General features: G+C 73.6%; 15 protein-coding genes. 7 read left to right on the forward strand and 8 right to left on the reverse strand.

Annotated elements, in window-relative coordinates:
• Positions 1 to 3: 3 nt before the first annotated feature.
• Positions 4 to 3,231, reverse strand: coding sequence for a fused isobutyryl-CoA mutase/GTPase IcmF (gene icmF, locus ABWI07_RS22430; RefSeq protein WP_502912845.1), 3,228 nt, complete (start codon positions 3,229 to 3,231; stop codon positions 4 to 6).
• Positions 3,232 to 3,320: 89 nt separating this feature from the next.
• Here icmF and ABWI07_RS22435 point away from each other — a divergent pair, with 89 nt between their 5' ends.
• Complete coding sequence (locus tag ABWI07_RS22435; RefSeq protein WP_149258806.1) at positions 3,321 to 3,806, forward strand: MarR family transcriptional regulator; 486 nt, start codon at positions 3,321 to 3,323, stop codon at positions 3,804 to 3,806.
• Positions 3,807 to 3,888: 82 nt separating this feature from the next.
• Positions 3,889 to 5,160 carry a hydroxyacid-oxoacid transhydrogenase gene (locus ABWI07_RS22440; protein ID WP_353819706.1) on the forward strand — a complete coding sequence of 424 codons (1,272 nt, stop codon included), beginning with the start codon at positions 3,889 to 3,891 and terminating at the stop codon, positions 5,158 to 5,160.
• 40 nt (positions 5,161 to 5,200) lie between these two features.
• Here the strand turns inward: ABWI07_RS22440 and ABWI07_RS22445 are convergent, their stop codons facing one another.
• Positions 5,201 to 6,307: an alpha/beta hydrolase gene (locus ABWI07_RS22445; RefSeq protein WP_149258226.1), complete on the reverse strand. Its 1,107-nt coding sequence runs from the start codon at positions 6,305 to 6,307 to the stop codon at positions 5,201 to 5,203.
• A 137-nt stretch (positions 6,308 to 6,444) separates the two neighbouring features.
• Between ABWI07_RS22445 and ABWI07_RS22450 the strand changes: the two genes are divergently transcribed.
• Complete coding sequence (locus tag ABWI07_RS22450) at positions 6,445 to 7,245, forward strand: tryptophan 2,3-dioxygenase (protein ID WP_149258225.1); 801 nt, start codon at positions 6,445 to 6,447, stop codon at positions 7,243 to 7,245.
• Positions 7,235 to 8,545 carry an FAD-dependent oxidoreductase gene (locus ABWI07_RS22455; RefSeq protein WP_353819707.1) on the forward strand — a complete coding sequence of 437 codons (1,311 nt, stop codon included), beginning with the start codon at positions 7,235 to 7,237 and terminating at the stop codon, positions 8,543 to 8,545. The genes ABWI07_RS22450 and ABWI07_RS22455 overlap by 11 nt, the downstream gene beginning before the upstream one ends.
• Here the strand turns inward: ABWI07_RS22455 and ABWI07_RS22460 are convergent.
• Positions 8,474 to 9,919, reverse strand: coding sequence for an MFS transporter (locus ABWI07_RS22460; protein WP_149258223.1), 1,446 nt, complete (start codon positions 9,917 to 9,919; stop codon positions 8,474 to 8,476). The two genes, ABWI07_RS22455 and ABWI07_RS22460, sit on opposite strands and share 72 nt — an antisense overlap.
• A gap of 202 nt (positions 9,920 to 10,121) precedes the next feature.
• On the opposite strand from ABWI07_RS22460, the gene ABWI07_RS22465 reads away from it, so the two are divergent.
• Positions 10,122 to 10,364 carry a hypothetical protein gene (locus tag ABWI07_RS22465; protein ID WP_149258222.1) on the forward strand — a complete coding sequence of 81 codons (243 nt, stop codon included), beginning with the start codon at positions 10,122 to 10,124 and terminating at the stop codon, positions 10,362 to 10,364.
• On the opposite strand, the gene ABWI07_RS22470 is transcribed toward ABWI07_RS22465, so the two are convergent.
• The 3 genes from ABWI07_RS22470 to moaA are packed head-to-tail and all read right to left on the reverse strand — an operon-like array spanning position 10,361 to position 12,243.
• Positions 10,361 to 10,633 carry a DUF6457 domain-containing protein gene (locus ABWI07_RS22470; RefSeq protein WP_200841747.1) on the reverse strand — a complete coding sequence of 91 codons (273 nt, stop codon included), beginning with the start codon at positions 10,631 to 10,633 and terminating at the stop codon, positions 10,361 to 10,363. The genes ABWI07_RS22465 and ABWI07_RS22470 overlap by 4 nt on opposite strands.
• A gap of 49 nt (positions 10,634 to 10,682) precedes the next feature.
• Complete coding sequence (gene mobA, locus ABWI07_RS22475; protein ID WP_200841746.1) at positions 10,683 to 11,249, reverse strand: molybdenum cofactor guanylyltransferase; 567 nt, start codon at positions 11,247 to 11,249, stop codon at positions 10,683 to 10,685.
• 4 nt (positions 11,250 to 11,253) lie between these two features.
• A complete protein-coding gene (gene moaA / locus ABWI07_RS22480; protein WP_200841827.1) occupies positions 11,254 to 12,243 on the reverse strand; it encodes a GTP 3',8-cyclase MoaA in 990 nt (329 codons plus the stop codon).
• Between the two features lie 106 nt (positions 12,244 to 12,349).
• Here moaA and ABWI07_RS22485 point away from each other — a divergent pair, with 106 nt between their 5' ends.
• Positions 12,350 to 13,162 carry an alpha/beta hydrolase gene (locus ABWI07_RS22485; protein ID WP_353819708.1) on the forward strand — a complete coding sequence of 271 codons (813 nt, stop codon included), beginning with the start codon at positions 12,350 to 12,352 and terminating at the stop codon, positions 13,160 to 13,162.
• Positions 13,163 to 13,476: 314 nt separating this feature from the next.
• The gene (locus ABWI07_RS22490) at positions 13,477 to 14,271 is read left to right on the forward strand and encodes a hypothetical protein (protein ID WP_149258220.1); all 795 of its coding nucleotides are present in this window, start codon (positions 13,477 to 13,479) and stop codon (positions 14,269 to 14,271) included.
• Between the two features lie 59 nt (positions 14,272 to 14,330).
• On the opposite strand, the gene ABWI07_RS22495 is transcribed toward ABWI07_RS22490, so the two are convergent.
• Both ABWI07_RS22495 and ABWI07_RS22500 read right to left on the reverse strand, forming a co-directional pair.
• A complete protein-coding gene (locus tag ABWI07_RS22495) occupies positions 14,331 to 15,524 on the reverse strand; it encodes an RtcB family protein (protein WP_149258219.1) in 1,194 nt (397 codons plus the stop codon).
• A gap of 48 nt (positions 15,525 to 15,572) precedes the next feature.
• Complete coding sequence (locus ABWI07_RS22500; RefSeq protein ID WP_353819710.1) at positions 15,573 to 17,336, reverse strand: SelB domain-containing protein; 1,764 nt, start codon at positions 17,334 to 17,336, stop codon at positions 15,573 to 15,575.
• Positions 17,337 to 17,406 lie beyond the last annotated feature (70 nt).

Below are 17,406 nucleotides of genomic sequence, written 5' to 3' on the forward strand. Positions count from 1 at the left end.
GCCTCAGACGTTGCGGCGGTACTGGCCGCCGACCTCGAAGAACGCGTCGGTGATCTGCTGGAGGCTGCACACGCGCGCCGCGTCCATCAGCACCGCGAACACGTTCCCCCCGGACCGGGCCGCGTCCTTGAGCGCGGCGAGGGCGGCCCGCGCCTCCTCGCCGTGCGCGTCCTGGTAGCCGCGGACCCGGTCGAGCTGGGACCGCTTCTCCTCCTCGGTGGCCCGGGCGAGCTCGATCGTCTGCGGCGTCCCGTCGTCGCCGTCCGGCGCGCGGAACGTGTTGACGCCGATGATCGGCAGCGAGCCGTCGTGCTTGCGCTGCTCGTACAGCATCGACTCGTCCTGGATGCGGCCGCGCTGGTAGCCGGTCTCCATCGCGCCGAGCACGCCGCCGCGCTCGCTGATGCGGTCGAACTCCGCGAGCACGGCCTCCTCGACCAGGTCGGTGAGCTCGTCGATGACGAACGACCCCTGCAGCGGGTTCTCGTTCATCGCCAGGCCCCACTCCCGGTTGATGATGAGCTGGATCGCCAGGGCCCGCCGCACCGACTCGGCCGTCGGCGTGGTGACCGCCTCGTCGTAGGCGTTGGTGTGCAGGCTGTTGCAGTTGTCGTAGATGGCGATGAGCGCCTGCAGCGTGGTGCGGATGTCGTTGAAGTGCATCTCCTGCGCGTGCAGGGAGCGCCCGGACGTCTGCACGTGGTACTTGAGCTTCTGGCTGCGCTCGTTGGCCCCGTACCGGTCGCGCATGGCCACGGCCCAGATGCGGCGGGCCACGCGTCCCAGCACGTTGTACTCGGGGTCCATGCCGTTGGAGAAGAAGAACGACAGGTTGGGCGCGAAGTCGTCGATGTCCATGCCGCGCGCCAGGTAGGACTCCACGTAGGTGAAGCCGTTGGCGAGGGTGAACGCGAGCTGGCTGATGGGGTTCGCGCCGGCCTCGGCGATGTGGTAGCCGGAGATGGACACCGAGTAGAAGTTGCGGACCTTGTTGGCGATGAACCACTCCTGGATGTCGCCCATCATCCGCAGCGAGAACTCGGTGGAGAAGATGCAGGTGTTCTGCCCCTGGTCCTCCTTGAGGATGTCGGCCTGCACGGTGCCGCGCACGGTGGACAGCACGCGCGCGCGGATCTGCGCGGCCTCCTCCTCGGACGGCTCGCGCCCGTTCTCCTCGTAGAAGGCGTCCAGCCCCTGGTCGACGGCGGTGTTGAGGAAGAACGCCAGGATCGTGGGCGCGGGACCGTTGATCGTCATCGACACCGAGGTGGTCGGCGACGACAGGTCGAACCCGTCGTAGAGCGCCTTCATGTCGTCGAGCGTGGCGATCGAGACCCCGGACGTGCCGACCTTGCCGTACACGTCGGGACGCTCGTCGGGGTCGCGCCCGTACAGCGTGACCGAGTCGAACGCGGTGGACAGGCGCGTCGCGGGCTGGCCCTCCGACAGCAGCTTGAAGCGGCGGTTGGTGCGGAAGGGGTCGCCCTCCCCCGCGAACATGCGGGCGGGGTCCTCGTTGTCGCGCTTGAACGGGAACACCCCGGCGGTGAACGGGAACCGGCCGGGCAGGTTCTCGCTGCGGAGGAACCGCAGCAGCTCGCCGTGGTCGGTGTAGCGCGGCAGGGCGACGCGGGGGATCCGGGTGCCCGACAGCGACTCGCGCGTGAGCCGGGTGTGCAGCTCCCGGTCGCGGATCTTCACGACCTGCTCGTCGCCGGAGTAGGACTCCACGACGGCGGGCCAGCTCTCGACCAGCTCGGCGTTCCCCGGCTCCACGTCGCGGCGCGCCCTCTCCAGCAGGGCCTCCACCTCGGTGGCGTCCGTCAGCTCGGCGCGCACCTCGTCCAGCCGCTGGACGCGCCGCACCGCCTCCATCTGCTTCACCGTGTCGGCGTGGTAGCCCCGGACGGTCTCGGCGATGTCGGACAGGTACCGCACGCGGCCCGGCGGGATGACGGTCGCGGCGCCGGTCGAGACCTTGGTCGCGACCTCGGGGAGGGCCCCGTCCTCCAGGCGCAGGCCGTGCTCGCCCAGCAGCCCGCCGAGGTGCTGGTAGAGCGCCGTGACCCCGTCGTCGTTGAACGTGGCGGCGCTCGTGCCGAACACCGGCATGTCGTCGGGCCGCTGCCCGAACGCCTCCCGGTTGCGCACGAGCTGGCGGCTCACGTCGCGCAGCGCGTCCGCCGCGCCGCGCCGCTCGAACTTGTTGATCGCGACCACGTCGGCGAAGTCGAGCATGTCGATCTTCTCGAGCTGGGACGCGGCGCCGAACTCCGGCGTCATCACGTACAGCGACACGTCCACCAGCGGGACGATCGCGGCGTCGCCCTGCCCGATGCCGGGCGTCTCCAGGATCACCAGGTCGTACCCGGCGGCCTTGCAGGCGGTGACGATGTCCTCGATGTTGTCCGGCAGCTCCCGCGCGCCCCGGGTCGCCAGCGAGCGGAAGAACACGCGGTCGCCGTCCAGGGAGTTCATCCTGATCCGGTCGCCGAGCAGCGCGCCGCCGCCGCGCCGCCGGGTCGGGTCCACGGCCAGCACCGCGACGCGCAGCCGGTCGCCCTGGTCGACGCGCAGCCGCCGCACCAGCTCGTCGGTGAGCGACGACTTGCCGGACCCGCCCGTCCCGGTGATCCCCAGCACGGGGACCCGCCGCCCGGCCGCCGCCTCGGCGAGCCGCGCGCGGGCGTCCCCGGGCAGGCTCCCGGCCTGGAGGCACGTGATGGCCCGGGCGAGGGCGCGCCGCTCCCCCGCCAGCACGGCGTCGGCCGGCACGGGCTCCGCGGCCAGGTCGACGTCGCACTCGCGGACCAGCTCGTTGATCATGCCGGGGAGGCCGAGCCGCTGCCCGTCCTCCGGGGAGAAGATCCGCACGCCGGCGCCGGACAGCCGGGCGATCTCCTCGTGCACGATGACGCCGCCGCCCCCGCCGAACACCTTCACGTGCTCGGCGCCGGCCTCCTTCAGGCTGCGCGAGAGGTACTCGAAGTACTCGACGTGGCCGCCCTGGTAGGAGCTGACCGCCACGCCCTGCGTGTCCTCCTCCAGGACGGCGTCGACGACCTCCCGCACGGAGCGGTCGTGCCCGAGGTGCACCACCTCGGCACCCTGGGACTGCAGGATGCGGCGCATGATGTTGATGGCCGCGTCATGGCCGTCGAACAGCGCCGCCGCCGTCACGAAGCGCACCGGGTGCACCGGCGCGTGCAGCTCCCCCGTCACCGTCTCCACCTCAACCCTTGGACATCCAATATTTGGAAGTTAAAATAGTTTCCGTGCGCGACGCAGTCAAGACCGAATACGGTGGCCCGGTGCCCGACATGCCCGACCCCATCGCCGAGGCCCACCGCCAGTGGAGCGGCCGCTGGCCCGAGCACGCCGACCACATGGCGGCCGTGACGTCGGTGATGCGGGCCCAGCAGATCCTGCTCAGCCGGATCGAGGCCGTCCTCAAGCCGTACGGGCTGACGTTCGCCGCCTACGAGGCCCTGCGCCTGCTCGCCTTCGCCCGCACCGGGACCCTTCCCATGGGCAAGATGGGCACCCGCCTCATGGTGCACCCGGCGTCGGTCACCAACGTGATCGGCCGCCTGGAGCAGCGGGGCCTCGTCGGCCGCCGCCCCTCCCCCGACGACCGCCGCGTCGTCCTCGCCACCATCACCCCCGCGGGCCGCGACCTCGCCGAGGAGGCCACGCACGCCCTGAACGAGGCGGGCTTCGGCATCGCCGGCCTCCCGGCCGCCGAGGCCGCCGAGATCACCACCGCGCTCCGCCGGGTCCGCCTGGCGACCGGCGACCTCGACTGATCCCGCTCGCCCGATCCCGCTCGATCAGGTCCGGCGGGTCTCGCCGCTCTGGAACGGCCGGGGTCTGTGACACCTTGGGGGCATGACGAGCGAGACGGTCTTCACGTACGGGGCGCCGCAGCTGAAGTTCGGGAGCGGGGCGGCGGACGAGATCGGGTTCGATCTCGCGCAGTTCGGGGCGCGGAGGGTGCTGGTCGTCACCGACGCCGGGATCGCCGCGACGGGCGCGCCGCAGCGGATCGCGGAGGCGATGGCGGCCTACGGGATCGAGGCCGCGGTGTACGACGGCGTGCGCGTCGAGCCGACGGACGCGAGCATGCGGCAGGCGGTCGAGCACGCCCGGGAGACCGGGCCCTACGACGCGTACGTGGCGGTCGGCGGCGGGTCGAGCATCGACACCGCGAAGGCCGTCGACCTCCTCACGACCAACGAGGGCGATCTCGCCGAGTACCTGAACCCGCCGGTGGGGGCCGGACGGGCGCCGGAGCGGCCGCTGCTGCCGCTGGTGGCCGTCCCCACCACGACGGGCACGGGCGCCGAGAGCACCACGGTGTGCGTCCTGGACGTCCTGGACCTGCGGGTCAAGACCGGCATCAGCCATCCGCGGCTGCGGCCCGCGCTGGCCGTGGTGGACCCGGACCTGACGATGACGCAGCCGTCCGGGGTGACCGCGTCCGCGGGGATGGACATCCTCTGCCACGCCCTGGAGAGCTACACCGCGCGCCCCTACGACGCGTACGAGCGCAAGAGGCCCGAGCAGCGGGTCCCGTACTGCGGGGCCAACCCGGTGTCGGACATGTGGGCGGAGAAGTCGCTGAGCCTGCTGTCGCGGTCGTTCCGCAGGGCGGTCCAGGACGGGGAGGACCGGGAGGCGCGCACCGACATGGCGCTCGCCGCGACGTTCGCGGGGCTCGGGTTCGGCAACGCCGGCGTGCACATCCCGCATGCCAACGCCTACCCGATCGCCGGGCAGGTCAGGGACTTCAGGCCGGACGGCTACCCGGACGGGGAGGCGATCGTCCCGCACGGCATGTCGGTGGCGCTCACCGCGCCCGAGGCGTTCCGGTTCACCTTCGAGGCGTGCCCCGAGCGGCACGTCCGGGCCGCCGAGCTGCTCGACCCGCGGATGGACCGGCCCGACGACGCTGCTGAGCACCTGCCGCTGGCGGTGCTGCGGCTGATGCGCGACGTCGGCATCCCGGCGGGGATCGGCGGCGTCGGGTACGCGGAGGGCGACGTCCCCGGGCTGGTGGAGGGCGCGATGAAGCAGCAGCGGCTGCTCGCGACCTCGCCGCGCCCGGTGGACGAGGAGGCCGTCGCCGGGATCTTCACGCGGTCGCTGCGCCTGTGGTGAGACCGCCCGTGGTGATACCGCCCGTGTGAAGGTGAGGCCCTCAGCGGGCGCGGACCCAGGCGTCGATCAGGTCGGCGGCCTCGGGCCGGGAGTCCGGCAGGTAGTGCGTGTCCTTGATGCGGTGGAAGGTCTTGTCGGACGCGGCGAGCGCGTCGAGGACCGCGCGGGCGTCGCTGTCGTAGACGCCCTCGTCCGCGGTGGCGTGCACCACCAGGGACGGGGCGGTGATGCGCGCCAGGTGCGGGGCGGCGACGCACTGCGAGGTGCGCAGGCTCCACATCGACAGCCACGAGCGGAGCGTGCACAGCGAGCCGAGGCCGAACACGCCGTAGTTGGCCTTGGCGGGCTCGCCGAGGTAGCAGCGGTTCGGCGGGCGGTCGGACGGCTCGATCGCGGGGTCGATCATCCGCAGGTCGGCCCAGGTGCGGTGCACGGTGAACAGGGCGTCCCGGGCGCGGGTGCCCCGCAGGGCGTCCAGGCGGGCGAGGACCCGGTCGGTGATGTGCTCGTTGCGGGCGCGCTGGGCGGCGCGGTACCGGGCCTGGAACTCCGCGCCGTACGGGGGGCCGTTGCCGGGGTCGAAGGGGTCGAGGGACGGGTCGACCGACAGCGGGTCGGCCTCGTCGGTGACCGACGGGTCCATCCAGGCGGTGAGGACCTCCGGGCGGCCGGAGTGGGCCGCGAGCGCGACGAACAGGTCCCCGGCGGGCAGGTCCTCGATCGCCGGGACGGGGCGCATCCCCGCGACGGGCGTGACGTTGGGCTCGACGGCCTGGGACTGGTAGGCGGCCATCAGCGAGCCGCCGCCGGAGTTGCCGAGCAGGACGATCCGCTCGGCGCCCGCCTGCTCGCGGAGCCAGCGGACGCCGGCGCCGATCTCGGCGAGCGCGTGGTCGAGCAGGAAGTACGCCTCGTTGCCGCGGAAGCGGGTGTTCCAGCCGAGGAAGCCGTGGCCGCGGGCCGCGAGGTGCTCGGCGAGGTAGTGCTCGGAGAAGTCGACGTTGTAGTGGGTCGCGATGAACGCGGTCTTCGGCGCGGCCCCGGCGGGCCGGTGGTAGACGCCCTGGCACGGGTGGCCGCCCGCGCCCGCCCGGCCCCCCGCCACCGGCGACGGCAGCCCCACGAACTCCCTGGCGGTCCCGCCCATCCGGCGCCTCCCGGCTCGATACCGAATCAGGTTCTGATCGTAGGGGGTTATAGAGGCCGCACGACCACCCCCTGCCTGGTCGTACTGGTCCATCCCATATGCTGCGGATCACATCCGTTGTGTCGCAAGGAGGCGTGATGGCGGATTCGCCGACGATGACGTACGGCGGCTATCTGAGGCTCGACGACCTGCTGTCCTGCCAGGAGCCGAAGACCCGGGCGCACGACGAGCTGCTCTTCGTGATCATTCACCAGGTCTACGAACTGTGGTTCAAGCAGATCCTGCACGAGGCCGCGCTGCTCCAGGCACGCCTGGAGGAGGGCAACAGCGCCGGGTCGCTGCACACCGCCCGCCGCATCGCCAAGATCCTCAAGACCGTCGTCGGGCAGCTGGACGTGCTGGAGACGATGACGCCCCGGCAGTTCGCGGCGTTCCGCGACGCGCTCGGCAACTCCAGCGGCTTCCAGAGCGAGCAGTTCCGCGAGATCGAGGCCGTCCTCGGGCGGCGCTCCTTTCCCACCTCGGACCTGCGCGGCGACGAACGGCTCCAGGCGGCCGTGTCCCGCCCGTCGGTGTTCGACTCGCTGCTGCGCTACCTCGCCGGACGCGGCCATCCCGTCCCGCGGGAGGCCCTGGAGCGCGACTTCTCCCGGCAGTGGGAGCCGGACGCCGGCGTGCAGAAGGTCCTGCTCACCGTCTACGCGGACGAGTCGAGCCCGGCCGCCGAGGTCTGCGAGGCGCTCGTCGACGTGGACGAGGGCATCCAGGAGTGGCGGTACCGGCACCTGAAGATGGTCGAGCGGACGATCGGCGCGAAGATCGGCACGGGCGGGTCGGCCGGCGCGGACTACCTGCGCCGCACCCTGTTCGCCCCGGCGTTCCCCGACCTGTGGGAGGTCCGCTCCCAGACCGAGGAGGTCCCCGTCCATGGCGGCTGACGGCGGCGAGCGGGTCGCGATCGTCGGCGCGGGCCTGGCGGGCTGCCTGCTCGCGGTGCTGCTCGGCCGCCGCGGCATCCCGGTGACGGTGTACGAGCGGCGCCCCGACCCGCGCGTCGCGGGCGCCGAGCGGGGACGCTCGATCAACCTGGCGATCTCGGCCCGCGGCCTGGCGGCGCTGGAGCAGGTGGGGCTGCGCGACCAGTCCCTCAAGCAGGCGCTGCCCATGCACGGCCGCATGGTGCACCCCCTCTCGGGCGCGCAGAACTTCCAGCCCTACAGCGCCGACGGCAGGCGCGCCATCAACTCCATCAGCCGCGCCGAGCTGAACCGGTCGCTGCTGGACACCGCCGAGGGCACGCCGGGCGTCACGCTGCGGTTCTCCCAGCGCGTCACCGGCGTGGACGTCGAGGCCGGCGCCGTCCTGCTCGAGGACGCCGCCCCGGAGCCCGCCGACGTCGTCCTGGCCGGGGACGGCGCGTACAGCGCCGTCCGCCGGTCGCTGCGCCTGGACGAGGACGCCGACTTCCTGGAGCACGGCTACAAGGAGCTGACCGTCCCGCCCAAGGACGGCGAGTTCGCGCTCGACCCCGACGCGCTGCACATCTGGCCGCGCGGCACCTCGATGATGATCGCGCTGCCCAACCTGGACCGCTCGTTCACCTGCACGCTGTTCTGGCCGAAGGAGGACTTCGCCGCCCTCGACACCCCGGCGAAGGCCACCGCGTACTTCGAGCGGCACTACCCCGACGTGGCGGGGCTGATGCCGGACCTGGCCGACGACTACGAGCGCAACCCGGTCGGGTCGCTCGTGACCGTCCGGTGCTGGCCGTGGACGCGGTACGGCAGGGGCGCCCTCGTGGCGCTGCTGGGCGACGCCGCGCACGCGATCGTGCCGTTCTTCGGGCAGGGCGCGAACTGCGCGTTCGAGGACTGCATCGAGATCGACCGGTGCCTCACCGAGACCGGCGGCGACTGGGCCCGCGCGCTGTCGCTCTACCAGGAGCGGCGCAAGGCCAACACCGACGCGATCGCCGAGATGGCGCTGGACAACTTCATCGAGATGCGCGACCGGGTGTCGTCCCCGGTGTACCGGATGAAGCAGGCGGCGACGCACGCGCTGGAGCGGCGCCTGGCCGGGCGCTACGTCTCCCGCTACGAGCTGGTGTCGTTCTCGACGGTCCCGTACGCGCGGATCCCGGCGCGGATCAGGCGCCAGAACCGGGTGCTAGCCGCGGCCGCCGCGGGCTCCGCGGCCGTCCTCGGCCTGGGCCTGCGCGCCCTCGTCCGGAGGCGCTGACCCCCGGCGGCCGGCGGCCAGGTCGGCCACGGCCGCCGCCAGCGCCGCCAGCACGAACCCCAGGACGACGATCAGCCCGTGCCGGAACGCGGCCGCCCAGTCCCCGCGCGTCCCGGCGATCGTGGCGAAGAACACCGACCCGACGGCGGCGACTCCCATCGCGGTGCCGACCCGCTGGCCGGTCTGCAGAACGCCCGCCGCGCTGCCGCCCTCGGTGTAGTGCACCTGCGACAGCGTGATCGTCTGGTTCGGCGAGATCACCAGGCCGCTGCCGAGCCCGGCCAGCAGCAGCGGCGCCGCGGTCGCCCAGGCCACCCCGGCGCCGGGCCTCAGCTCGACGGCGAGCCACGCCGCGCCGAGCCCGGCCAGCACCAGGCACAGGCCCGCGGCGACGAGGTGGCGGCCGTAGCGGGCCACGGCCCGGCCGCCGAGCGCGGACCCGACGGCCGAGCCGACCGCGAACGGCGTGATCGCCAGGCCCGCCTCCAGCGCGCTGAGCCCCAGGCCGGCCTGGAGGTAGAGGGTGAAGATGAAGAAGACCGCGGTGAACCCGGCGAAGTACAGCAGGGCGATCGCCGTGCCCAGCGAGTAGGAGCGGAGCCGGAACAGCGCGAGGTCGACCATCGGCGCCCTGGCCCGGCGCTCCCAGGCGGCGAAGACCGCCAGCAGCACGGCGCCCGCGAGGATCAGCAGCCACTTGCGGCCGCCGTGCCACTGCTGCTCCTGGACGAGCGGCAGCAGCACGCAGAGGACGCCCGCGCCCAGCAGGAGCACCCCGAGCGGGTCCAGGCCCTGCCGCTCCCCGTAGACCGGGGCGGGCAGCAGCCGCCACGCCAGGAACAGCGCCGCGACGCCGACCGGGATGTTCACGTAGAACACCCACCGCCAGCCCTCCGCCGACCCGGCGATCGCGATCAGCCCCCCGCCGAGCAGCGGGCCGACGGCGGTGGCGATCCCGATGACGGCGCCGAGCGCCCCGAAGGCCCGCCCCCGCTCCGCGCCCCGGAACAGCTGCTGGATGAGCCCGGCGACCTGCGGGTTGAGGATGCCGCCCGCGACGCCCTGCACGAGCCGGGCGAAGACGAGGAACAGGATCGTCGGGGCGATGCCCGCCCCCGCGCTCGCCGCCGTGAACAGCGCGAGCCCGGACATGAACACCGCCCGCCGGCTGCGGGCGTCGCCGAGCCGCCCGGCCGGGACGAGGACGAGCCCGAACGTCAGCGCGTACCCCGACAGGATCCACTGCAACTGCGCGTCGGACGCGTGCAGCCCCGCCCGGATCGACGGCAGCGCCACGTTGACGATGCTGACGTCCAGCAGCGTCATGAACGCCGCGACCAAGCAGACCGAAAGAGCCTGCCAGCGGGTGTCCATTGCCTTTTTCTCCTCCTTCGGGCCTGGCGGCCCTCCATCGTCGATAAAGGCGGGCGATCGCTGGCATCGCTCCGACTCGCCCAAAGGCTCGCTGCGCGATCAGATTCTTGCTTCGCTCGAATCTGCCTTCGGACGCGATCGCAATCGTGAGGGTTGGTGCTTGGTCGCGGTGGTGGCTCGTGGAGGTGTCTAAGCTCGCCTCATGACCGACGCCGATCTGGGGAACGGGCCCGAGGAGTTGCAGTGCTCCGCCAAGGGGTGCCGCGCGGACGCCGTGTGGGCGCTGCGGTGGAACAACCCGAAGATCCACACGCCGGACCGGCGGAAGGTCTGGCTGGCCTGCGACGAGCACCGCGAGAGCCTCTCGGCGTTCCTGTCCCGCCGCGACTTCCTGAAGGACGTGGTGCCGGTCGCCGAGCGCGACGAGCCCGCCGGGCGGGGTTAGGCCTCGTCGAGGACCGGCTCGCCGGCCTGCTCGGGCACCTCGGCCCGCCAGCCCTCGGCCATCTCGGTGAGCCGCGCGGCGCCGTCCCGCGCGGGCACGCCGCGGCCGACCGCGAGGCCGAGCAGGTAGGCAGTCAGCGGCGCGCCGGGCCGCGCGACGTTGTGGGCGACGTCGCGGGCGAGGTCGAGCACCAGTCCCTGGTCGACGTCGCCGGGCTCCAGGCCCAGTTCGAGGCAGGCCGCGTTGATCCAGTCCTCGAGGACAGACATGGGTTCCCCCTTCGAGCATGGTGCCGGTGGTGTGCCCACTCTCGCACGATCAAAGCAGGCGCTCGGCGGCGGCCAGCTGTTCGGGGGTGTCGCAGTCGTACCAGGCGGGGCGCGTCCCGGCCGGGAGCGTGACCGGCACGGGATCCAGGGGGCCGAGGAGGCCGCGCAGGGACGCGCCGTCGTAGCCGGCCAGCGCCGTCCGCAGGGCGTCCGCCCGCCAGCAGCCGGCGAGCCACTGCTCGCGGCCGTCCTCGTCCACCAGGACGGCTCCGGCCCCCTCCGCCATCGCCGCCAGGAGCGCGGCGACGTGGGCGGGGCGCAGGAACGGCAGGTCGGCGGCCAGCAGCGCCAGGCGCGGCGCGCGGACCTCGGCGAGCCCGGCGCGCAGCGCGGGCACCGGTCCGGCGCCCGGCGGGTCCTCGCGGACGACGACGGCGCCCGCGAGGACGTCGCGGCGCGGCCCCACCACTATCAGCCGGGACGCTCCGGACGCGGCGGCCGCCGCCCACTCGATCAGCGGGCGTCCGCCCACGGGGGCGGCGGGCTTGTCGGCGCCGAACCGGCGTGCGCGTCCGCCCGCGAGCAGCACGGCGTCGAAGGCCGCGCCGGCGTCCACCGGCTCAGCCGCCGATCGCCGACATGGGCCGGGCGGGCTGCAGGAACGACGGGTCGTCGATGCCGTGCCCGGCGCGCTTGGTCCGCACCGCCGCGCGCCAGCGGTCGGCCAGCTCGGCGTCGGTGGCGCCGGCGCGCATCGCGTCCCGCAGGTTGGACTCCTCGGTGGCGAACAGGCAGTTGCGAACCTGTCCGTCGGCGGTGAGCCGCACCCGGTCGCAGGCGCCGCAGAACGGCCGGGTCACCGAGCCGATCACACCGACCGTCTCGGGGCCGCCGCCGACCAGGAACGACTCGGCGGGGGCGCTGCCGCGGTCGTGCCCGGTGTCGGGCACGAGGTCGAACTCGGCGGACAGCCGGTCCAGGATCTCGTCCGCGGTGATCATGTTCTCGCGGGTCCAGCCGTGCTGGGCGTCCAGCGGCATCTGCTCGATGAACCGCAGCCGGTAGCCGTGCTCCAGGCAGTAGCGCAGCAGCGGGACGGCCTCGTGGTCGTTGATCCCGCGCATCAGCACCGTGTTGATCTTGACCGGCGCGAGCCCGGCCCGGCGCGCCGCCGCCAGCCCCGCCAGCACGTCGTCCAGCCGGTCGCGGTGCGCGAGGCGCCGGAACGTCTCCCGGTCGAGGGTGTCGAGGGAGACGTTCACCCGGTCGAGCCCGGCCTCGGCCAGCGGCGCGGCCAGCCGGTCGAGCCCGATCCCGTTGGTGGTCAGCGAGATCTGCGGGCGCGGCGCCTGCTCCGCCGTCCGCCGCACGAGGTCCGGGAGCCCGCGCCGCAGCAGCGGCTCCCCGCCGGTGTAGCGGACCTCCGTGACGCCGAGGTCGCGCACGGCGAGGCCGACCAGCCGGACCACCTCGTCGTCGGTGAGCAGTTCCGGCTTGGGCAGCCAGTCCAGCCCCTCGGGCGGCATGCAGTACGAGCACCGGAGGTTGCACCGGTCGGTGAGGGAGACCCGCAGGTCCGTCGCGGTACGGCCGAAGGTGTCGACCAGCACGGGCACCCCTTCCTGTTGCGGTCTTGCACTCCAGCCTATTCCGGTGGTTGACGATTTGATCCACCGCGGGAGACGGTGGCGTCGGACGAAGATCAAGGAGGCCGGGGTGGCGACGTCGCGGGAGTGGGAGTTCGCGGGCACGCGGGGGGCGGTCACCGCCCGGATCTGGGCGGACGGCGAGCCGCGCTACGTCGCGGTGCTCGTGCACGGCTACGGCGAGCACCTCGGCCGGTACGACCACGTCGCGGACGTCCTGGTCCGGCACGGGGCCGTCGTCTGCGGCCCGGACCACCTGGGCCACGGCCGCTCGGCCGGCGAACGGGTGCTGGTCGAGGACTTCGAGGACGTCGTCGCCGACGTGCACACGGTCGTGGAGGCGGCCCGCGGCGACCACCCGGGACTGCCCGTCGTCATGATCGGCCACTCCATGGGCGGCCTGATCGCCACCCGCTACGCCCAGCTCCACGGCGGCGGCCTCGCCGCGCTGGTGCTGTCCGGCCCGGTCCTCGGCCGCTGGCACGTCGTCGAGGAGCTGCTCCCCCGCGACGAGATGCCGGACGAGCCGATCGACACCGCCACGCTCTCGCGCGACCCGGCCGTCGGGAAGGCCTACACCGAGGACCCCCTGATCTGGCACGGGCCGTTCAAGAAGCCCACCGTCCGGGCGCTCGACACCGCGCTCCGCCGCGTCAACGAGCACGGCTCGCTGGGCGCGCTGCCCACCTTCTACGTCCACGGCGACGCCGACGAGCTCGTCCGGCCGCGCGACACCCGCGTCGGCATCGACGCGGTCCGCGGGGACGACCTCACCGAGCGGCTCTACCCGGGCGCCCGCCACGAGGTCTTCAACGAGACCAACCGCGACGAGGTCCTCGCCGACGTCACCGCCTTCATCGACCGGGTGCTGCCGGAGGCGTAGGGGCCGGTCCGCGCCGCGCCGCGCGGCAGCGGATCCTCGGGGCCCCCTCCCCCGCCGTCTCATCGCCGCTCCCGCACGGCCTGCGGCGCCATCCCGGCGCGCCCCCGTGCTGGTGCGGCCACGAAGTCCTGACCAGGGCGGACACCCAAACAAGGCCACCGGAACCATGGCGACCCTCCGTGAAACATTCTTTACTTTAAGACACCATTTCCTGGTTCAAGGGGGGACGTACACATGAACCGGATCAGGATCGAGGACCGGGCGACCACGGCCGAGGACCGCGACCGCGCGGTCCCGCCCGAGGGGGGCGGGTCATGACCGACCTCTGGCCGCTCGTCGGCGCGGCCGTCAACCCGACGAGCGGCCAGACGTGGCAGCAGGCGATCAGCGCGTTCGAGACGCTCACCGGACGGCCGCTGCCGGTCCGCCGGTGCTACGACGGCGCCCCGCCGTCCACGGTGGCCACCTCGCAGCTGCGCCACGACCTGGGCGTGCGCAAGAGCGTCTACAGCATCAAGCCGACGATGACGACACCGCTGACGACGCTGCAGTCGCTCGCGAACGACATCATCGCCACGGGCGCCGTGGTCGACGTGATCATCTACCACCAGCCGGTCGACAACATGAGCGGCCCCGACTTCATCAACCTCTACAAGCGGTCGGCGCCGCCGTTCCGCTCGGCCGGGGTGAAGGTGGGGGTCTGCTACAGCAACTACTCGTGCAACCTCCCGTACTCCGATTCGCGGTCGGCGCTGCGCTACTACTGGCCGCCCACGGGCCTGGTCGACTTCATCGGGATCGACGAGTACCCGATCGGCGAGATCACCGCCACCGCGGACGCCCCTCCGATGGACGTGCGCACGCGGCGGGCGTGCCAGTTCGCCGACTCCCTGGGGGTGCCCCTGGGGCTCAGCGAATGGGGCGTCGACGCCTCCTGGCCGGTCACCAAGTCCGCCCAGTGGATGCGGTCGGTCACCGACTGGGGCCGCGAGCGCTCCCTGCTCGGCGTCCCGCTGCGGTGGTCGTGCTACTTCAACATCGCCCCCTACGCCATGACGCACGCCGAGTACGTGGACGCCTACGACAACCAGTCCGACCTGCTGATGTAGGGGACGGCGGTCCGGCGTCCCGCGTGGGGCGGGGCGCCGGACCGCCGGCTCGCGTGCCGTCAGCCCTTGACGCAGATGAGCTGGCGGAGGTGCGCCACGACCTCGACGAGGTCGGACTGGGCCTCGATCACCGTCTCCAGGTCCTTGTAGGCGCCGGGGATCTCGTCGATGACGCCGCTGTCCTTGCGGCACTCGACGCCCCGGGTCTGCTCGACGAGGTCGTCCACGGTGAAGCTCTTGCGCGCCTTGTTGCGGCTCATCCGGCGGCCCGCGCCGTGCGAGGCCGAGTTGTAGGCCGTCTCGTTGCCGAGGCCGCGGACGATGTAGGTGCCGGTCGCCATGGAGCCCGGGATGATCCCGAGGTCGCCGGCGCCCGCGCGGATCGCGCCCTTGCGGGTGACGAGCAGCTCGACACCTCCGTACTCCTCCTCCGCCACGTAGTTGTGGTGGCAGGAGATGACCTGGTCCCACCGGCAGCGCTTCTCCCCGAACCGCTTCGTCACGACGTTCTGCGCGAGGGCCAGCATGACGGCGCGGTTGCGGCGCGCGTACTCCTGCGCCCAGAACAGGTCGTGCCGGTAGGCGTCCATCTTGGCGGTGCCGGTGAGGAACACGGCGAGGTCGCCGTCCGGCAGGTCCTGGTTGTGCGGGAGCCTGCGGGCGGCCTCGATGTGGTGCTCGGCCAGCTCGTTGCCGATGTTGCGCGACCCCGAGTGCAGGACGAGCCAGATCGCGCCGTCGTCGTCCGCGCACAGCTCCAGGAAGTGGTTGCCGCCGCCGAGCGTGCCCATCTGCGAGCGGGCGCGGCCGAGGCGGGCCCGCACCGCCGGGTGCAGGTCGTCGAACGCCTTCCAGAAGTCGTACCAGCCGCGCTCCTTCAGGCCCGGCAGCGCGGACGGGTCGACGGCGGTCTTGTGCGAGCCGCGCCCGACGGGGATCGCCTTCTCCAGCCGCGAGCGCAGCCCGGACAGGTCGTCGGGCATGTCCTCGACGGTGAGCGACGACTTCGCGGCGGTCATCCCGCAGCCGATGTCGACGCCGACGGCGGCCGGGGACACCGCGTCCCTCATCGCGATCACCGAGCCGACGGTGGCGCCCTTGCCGTAGTGGACGTCGGGCATCACCGCGAGGCCCTCCACCCACGGCAGGGCGGAGACGTTGCGGAGCTGGTCGAGGGCGAGGTCCTCGACGGTGGCGGGGTCGGTCCACATCCGGATCGGGACGCGGCCGCCCTTCAGGGTCTGGTACGGCATTCCCTCTCCTTGATCGACGGAACCGGACCGCGATCTATGACGCCAGAGTCACCCGTCCCGGTTCAACCGGTTTTCGCCCTGGCGGCGCTCGGTCAGCCCGAGGCGGTCGAGGTGGCGCAGCAGGGCGACGGCGGCGTCGCGGCCGGTCCCGAGGGCCTCGCCGGCCTGGGCGGGGGTGAACGGCTGCGGCAGGGCGGACAGCACCCGCAGCGCCTCCCGGTCTGCGCCCGGGAGCAGCACGAGGCCGTCGCCGATCTTCAGGACGGCGCCCGCGTTCTGCGCGCCGGCGAGCACGTCGCCGGTGAGGCCCAGCTCTTCGAGGCGCTCGGCGCTGGGCGGCCGGAAGGGGGCGTCGGCGAGGTCGGCGCGGAGCCGCTCCACGGCGGCGGCCCAGGGCGGCGGCGGTTCCGCGGCGACGGCCGCGGGCGGCGGCTCGGCCACCCGCTCCGGTGCGGGGCCCGGGGCGGGCCCGTAGACGCGTCCGGCGTCCACGCGCAGCGGCGGCCGGACGAGCGCGGCGACGAGCTGCCGGGCGGGCAGTCCGAGGCGCAGCCGGACGGTCTCCAGCGGGATCCCGGGGGCGCGGGGGCTCGCGGCGGCGTGCCGGGACGTCTCCTCGGCGAGCCGCTCGAACAGCGACCGCCAGTGCGCCGGGTCGGCGACCCATTCGCCGTTCAGGGCGACTGCGTCCGCCGGCGGCGCGCAGCCCATGAGGGACAGCTCCGAGCGGCGGAGCACGCCGTGCCGCCGGAGCACGAGGGCGCCGTCCGGGCGGTCCGGCCAGGACGCCAGCTCCCGCGCGCGGGCGGCGCCCGCGCCGCGCCGCACGAGGGTCGGCGGCCGGACGTCCAGGACGCTCACCCCGGCGATCGAGCGGCGCTCGGGGTCGCGCAGGAGCCCGGTGTCGCCGAGGTGCAGGGCGAGCCGGGTGTTCAGGGTCAGGCGCGCGGTGTCGGGGCCGAGGGGCCGCAGCCGGACCGGGACGGCCGCCGACCCGATGTGCAGCGTCATCCGCCGCGCGAGCCTGCCGGACGCCTCGCCGAAGCGGGTGCGGACGTCGACGCTGGTGGTGTGCGTCCAGGCGCCGGGGGTGACCAGGGCCATGCCGGGGTCGACGCGCCCGGCGTCCCGCAGCGTCAGCACCACGCGGGAGACGCCGCCGACCGACTCGCGGGGCTCGCCGGCGCAACCGATCGTCCGGACGCGGACGCGCTCGCCGGCGGGCATGAGGAGCAGCTCGTCGCCCACGGCCACGGTCCCGGTGGTGAGGGTGCCCGCGATGACGGTCTGCCGCCCGGCGGTGAACGCCCGGTCCGCCCAGAGCCGCACCGGGGCGGCCGGGTCGGGCACGGGCAGCCGCCCGGTGAGGCGGTCGAGCGCGGCGGCCAGCTCGACCATCCCGGCGCCGGTGTCGGCGCTGACCGCGACGGCCTCCGCGCCCTTCAGCGCCGTCTCGGCGAGCCGCTCGCGGATCTGGCGCAGCGCGGGCTTCGGGTCGGCGGCGTCGGCCTTGGTGACCGCGACGACCCCGAACCGGGCGCCGAGCGCGCCGAGGGCCTCCAGGTGCTCCCGCGTCTGCGGCATCCACCCCTCGTCGGCGGCGACGGCGAGCAGGACGGCGGAGGCGGACGCCGCCCCGGCGAGCATCTCCGGGACGGACCGCTCGTCTCCCGGGGCGTCCACGAACGCGACGCGCCGCCCCGAGGGCAGCTCCGTCCAGGCGCCGGGCTCGCCGGGCTCGCTGCCGGTGAGGGCGCGCACGAGCGCCGACTTGCCGTGGCCACCGTGACCGGCGGTGGTGACGACCTGCATCAGCGTCCTTTCCGGGCCGGAACGCCGGTGGCCTCACAAGGACGGGCCGTGCGGGGGAAGGCGATGCGGG

Origin of the sequence: Actinomadura sp. NPDC000600, assembly GCF_040492135.1 — a bacterium.
Taxonomy (GTDB): Bacteria; Actinomycetota; Actinomycetes; order Streptosporangiales; family Streptosporangiaceae; genus Spirillospora.

What these genes read in the sequence shown, in the direction of transcription:
- ABWI07_RS22445 (WP_149258226.1), bottom strand. Translation starts at nt 6,307, where the DNA reads ATGGGCGGGACCGCCAGGGAGTTCGTGGGGCTGCCGTCGCCGGTGGCG.
- ABWI07_RS22460 (WP_149258223.1), bottom strand. Translation starts at nt 9,919, where the DNA reads ATGGACACCCGCTGGCAGGCTCTTTCGGTCTGCTTGGTCGCGGCGTTC.
- ABWI07_RS22495 (WP_149258219.1), bottom strand. Translation starts at nt 15,524, where the DNA reads ATGCCGTACCAGACCCTGAAGGGCGGCCGCGTCCCGATCCGGATGTGG.
- ABWI07_RS22500 (WP_353819710.1), bottom strand. Translation starts at nt 17,336, where the DNA reads ATGCAGGTCGTCACCACCGCCGGTCACGGTGGCCACGGCAAGTCGGCG.
- ABWI07_RS22455 (WP_353819707.1), top strand. Translation starts at nt 7,235, where the DNA reads ATGGCGGCTGACGGCGGCGAGCGGGTCGCGATCGTCGGCGCGGGCCTG.
- ABWI07_RS22470 (WP_200841747.1), bottom strand. Translation starts at nt 10,633, where the DNA reads ATGTCTGTCCTCGAGGACTGGATCAACGCGGCCTGCCTCGAACTGGGC.
- ABWI07_RS22490 (WP_149258220.1), top strand. Translation starts at nt 13,477, where the DNA reads ATGACCGACCTCTGGCCGCTCGTCGGCGCGGCCGTCAACCCGACGAGC.
- ABWI07_RS22440 (WP_353819706.1), top strand. Translation starts at nt 3,889, where the DNA reads ATGACGAGCGAGACGGTCTTCACGTACGGGGCGCCGCAGCTGAAGTTC.
- ABWI07_RS22435 (WP_149258806.1), top strand. Translation starts at nt 3,321, where the DNA reads ATGCCCGACCCCATCGCCGAGGCCCACCGCCAGTGGAGCGGCCGCTGG.
- ABWI07_RS22450 (WP_149258225.1), top strand. Translation starts at nt 6,445, where the DNA reads ATGGCGGATTCGCCGACGATGACGTACGGCGGCTATCTGAGGCTCGAC.
- ABWI07_RS22465 (WP_149258222.1), top strand. Translation starts at nt 10,122, where the DNA reads ATGACCGACGCCGATCTGGGGAACGGGCCCGAGGAGTTGCAGTGCTCC.